Genomic DNA, 3619 nt, shown 5'->3' with positions numbered 1-3619 from the left:
GACCTCGGAAAGACGAGCAGAAGCGAGGCCGAGCTGATCGCCCAGGAGCTGAACAATCGACCACGCTTATGCCTCGGGGACCGAACCCCGACGCAAGAAGTGCAACGCTGGAAAGACCGGACTACTAGACAAACGATTCGCAACGATCGCTAGAATCCGCCGCTGGTACAACCCGATCAGGCGCCACTCCAGCATCGGGATGCTCAGCCCAGCCGACTACGAAACAGCCCACACCCCGCCACACCAAGATCACTGACCCCACACCGTCAGTGTCCGGCGCAGGGGGCCAAGCTCAGGTGGGGCGTGTGTGGGGGCGCTGCTGGTGGTGATCGCGTTGTTGTTCGTGATCGCGATCGGTGGCGGTGTCGTCTCCGGTGGTCGGCCGCAGAGTCTGGGCGTACCTGGGGTGGTGTGCGCTCCCGCGGGGGTCGACCCGGCCGATGTGGTCGAGGGTTTCGGGCCTGTCCAGGTGTCCAACGCCGCTCATATCGTCGCGACGGGTCGAGAGCTGGGTGTCGGTGTGCGGGGCCAGGTCGTCGCGGTCGCGACCGCGATGCAGGAGTCCACGCTGCTGAACTACGCCAATACCAGCGTCGGCGAGTCCATGGTCCGCCCGCACGAGGCGGTCGGCTCGGATCATGACTCGGTCGGGCTGTTCCAGCAGCGCGAGGCCGGGTGGGGTGACGTGGCGACCCGGATGGACCCGCGGGCCTCGGCGCGGTTGTTCTATGAACGGCTCGTGGAGATGCCCGGGTGGGAGACGCTGCCACTGACCCAGGCTGCGCAGCGGGTGCAGGTCTCGGCGTTCCCCGACGCCTACGCGAAATGGGAACACGCGGCGTCTCTGCTGGTCGGCGCCCTCAGTGACATCACCTGCACCCCCGGGCCGCAGGGCGGCAGCGACAGGCCGGGAGGGGCGGCCTCGGGGCCGGGGTCGGTGGACCCGCGGATCGGTCAGGTCATCGACCGCGCCCTGTCACAGACCGGGCAACCGTATGTGTGGGCCGGTGGTGACGCGACCGGCCCCACCCTGGGTGGGTTCGACTGTTCCGGGCTCATGGTCTACGCATTCGCCGCGATCGGGATCGACGTCCCGCACCAGACCCAGGCCATCTGGAGCCGTTTCCAACCGCCGGTCACCGACCCCGCCCAGGTCCAACCCGGGGACATGCTCCTGTTCTCGGCCACCGGCCGACCGGGCGGGATCCACCACGTCGGCCTCTACCTCGGCAACAACCAGATGCTGCACGCCCCACAGACCGGCGACACCGTCAGAACCGAACCCGACATCTGGAACAACACCTACTACGCGGGCGAGTTCATCGGCGCCGTCCGCGCCACCCACAACCCAGCAGCGTGAATGGTGGAAGAAGCCTTCCGGAAGGAAAAGTTCTGGCCAGCTGAAGTCGGAGGAGTCTGGTCAGAACAGGCCCGTCCTCGACTCGGGTTTCGCTACCCCAGCTCGCTGTGACTGTCTCTGCGCTCGCTTCGGGTGTCGTGTGGTGGGTGTTCCGCGGGCTGCGAGGATCCTTTTCATCGGGATCCATCGGCCGCCGTCGGATCTGTAGGGCTTGGCGGCGGCCGGCAACGCTTTCGCTAGAACTCGGGGCGCCCATGTCCCGTAGGTGGCGGGGTCCAGTTGCTGTAGCGATGCCACAGCTTCTTTCAGTTCCACCCGTTTCCGGCCCGCCATGATCGCTGTCAGATCGGCCAGTAGGTCCCGGGGCTGGCCGTCTCCTGTCGTGGGAGTCCCGGCGGTGGCGGTGGGTGTGGGGATGGAGGCGTCGACGTGTCCTGCGTCGATGAAGGGTTGGAGTGCTTGGAGGAGGCGTTGGTATTCGGCCTCGACCAGGTCGATCTCGACGCGCATCTGGTCGATCTGGAGTTCGTGGTGGGTGACGTCGTCTGAGGCGGTACCGGTGATGTCGCAGTACCGGACGGTGCGTACGCCCATGGGTCAGTCGTCCACCCCGGTGGTGGCCTCGGTGTCGCTCTCGGCGGCGGCTTCGGCGGCGGCTTCGGCGGCGCGGTGCAGCGCGGTGAGGGTTGTGCCGGACAGTGCTTGGGAGGCGATGGCGTCGCCGATCTGGCGTGGGGTGATGAACCCGGTTCCGGTGGGGGCGAGGTAGGTCTGTCCGTCGTCGCTGGTCCGGTACTCCAGGGTGGAGGTGACGCGGCGGAACCGGGTCCGGTCCCCGATCTGGAGGCCTTCCCATTTCTCGACCTTGACCGCCATCCGGCAGCACCCACACCGCAGGCGCCGGAGCAGGAGGCCGGTGTCGTCGACGTCGGTGAAGTGGATCCCGGCCTGGCGGATGGTGGGGAACAGGTGCCGTCCGCGTTCCCGGCAGGCCAGGACCTCATCAGAGGCACCGTCGACGTAGGCGTCGACGTCATCATCGGAGGCCCGGACCCGGGTGCTGGTGGAGCGTTCGGCCTGCTCACCCTGGATCGACCGGACTGCACCCGACCGGTCAGTAATCGCAGAGGCACCGGAAGCTGCGGAGTTGAACTCGGGAAACGCCACCGTCACAGAAGGCCTTTCTCTGGCAGGTATGAATCCTTTTATTCTACCATTGCAGATGGTGCGCCTCACCGATCTCGGCGGTGTAGTTCGTCAGCGACGTGGGATCGCAGCGTGGCATCGTCAGCTGCCAGTGCGACGAGTGATCGGATCACATCACCCTTGGTGGCGCGTCGGCCGAGAAGTGCGCGGATGTCGAGAACGAGACGGTCGAACTCGATGGCTTCGGTGTTGTCGAAAAGCACGGAGAACTTCGACTTGTAGTCGTGTGGCGGCGGTGATGGCTTCGGTGTAGAGGCCACCGGTTCATCGGCGGATGCCGTGGGGGCGGTGGTGTTCGGCCGGGTGTTGGCCTGGGCCATACGTTCGCGAAATGCTGACGCCCGCTGCGTGCTCATGACGTTCCTTTCTCGGCCGCTCCGGTTGTCGGCGAGGGGGCGCTGCTGGGTGTGTCGGTCTGGGACAGCTCGGCGAGGACGGCGGCGTACTCGGCAGGATCCGGGACTGTGCCGTAGGCCAGGGAGTAGGACTCGCGCAGGTGGGTCACGGTATCCAGCAGTGGTAACCCGAGATCCTCGGTCACCATCGCGCGAGCCTCGGCGGCAGCCCGGGTTCCACCCCGGACCATGACCAGCAACACCGCCGCATGCAACGGGTGGGTGACGTCGACCTCCGCAGCCAACTCGAACGTCGCGGGCAGCTCTTCCAAGTCCAACGGCCGGGGCGCGCACGGCACGAGCAGTAGGTCGGACACAGTCATCGCGCTCCGTAGCATGGCCGGATTCTTCGGCCCGGTATCGATCACGACGTGTTCGTAGTCGACCGCCATCTGCACCACTCGCCGAGCGAGATCCCGGGAGGCGAGCGGGGCGACCACACATCCCTCCGGCCAGTGCTCCCCGACTCGTTCCGACCAACGAAACGCCGACGCCTGCTCCGGATCAGCATCCACGAGCAACGTCCGACCAGACTGCGCCAGCGCAAGCGCGAGATGAACCGAAGTCGTCGTCTTCGCGACACCGCCCTTCAACGACCCCACCGTGATCCGCATGCGCAGACCATAGCTTGGCGTGCCGCTGGGGAGGCGTGCCGCTG

5 protein-coding genes are annotated in these 3619 nt (G+C 66.6%); 1 reads left to right on the top strand and 4 read right to left on the bottom strand.

What is annotated here, in order from left to right; all coding sequences use genetic code 11:
• The first annotated feature begins 307 nt into the window (after nt 1-307).
• On the top strand, nt 308-1360 hold the full coding sequence (locus FVA95_RS27900; protein WP_149666796.1) for a C40 family peptidase: 1053 nt from the start codon (nt 308-310) through the stop codon (nt 1358-1360).
• Between the two features lie 60 nt (nt 1361-1420).
• On the opposite strand, the gene FVA95_RS27895 is transcribed toward FVA95_RS27900, so the two are convergent.
• From FVA95_RS27895 to FVA95_RS27880, 4 genes are all read right to left on the bottom strand, one after another.
• Nucleotides 1421-1954 carry a hypothetical protein gene (locus FVA95_RS27895; RefSeq protein WP_149666795.1) on the bottom strand — a complete coding sequence of 178 codons (534 nt, stop codon included), beginning with the start codon at nt 1952-1954 and terminating at the stop codon, nt 1421-1423.
• Between the two features lie 3 nt (nt 1955-1957).
• Nucleotides 1958-2596, bottom strand: a complete 639-nt coding sequence (locus FVA95_RS27890; protein WP_149666794.1) for a hypothetical protein — start codon at nt 2594-2596, stop codon at nt 1958-1960.
• Nucleotides 2593-2922: a hypothetical protein gene (locus FVA95_RS27885; protein WP_149666793.1), complete on the bottom strand. Its 330-nt coding sequence runs from the start codon at nt 2920-2922 to the stop codon at nt 2593-2595. The genes FVA95_RS27890 and FVA95_RS27885 overlap by 4 nt, the downstream gene beginning before the upstream one ends.
• Nucleotides 2919-3619, bottom strand: a 701-nt coding sequence (locus FVA95_RS27880; protein WP_240051782.1) for a ParA family protein, incomplete at its 5' end; no start/stop codon positions are given. The genes FVA95_RS27880 and FVA95_RS27885, both read right to left, overlap by 4 nt.

This window comes from Pseudonocardia sp. EV170527-09 (assembly GCF_008369905.1).
Classification (GTDB): domain Bacteria; phylum Actinomycetota; class Actinomycetes; order Mycobacteriales; family Pseudonocardiaceae; genus Pseudonocardia.
The sequence above is the reverse complement of the archived record's forward strand: the minus strand, read 5'-3'. Positions and strand labels throughout refer to the sequence as shown.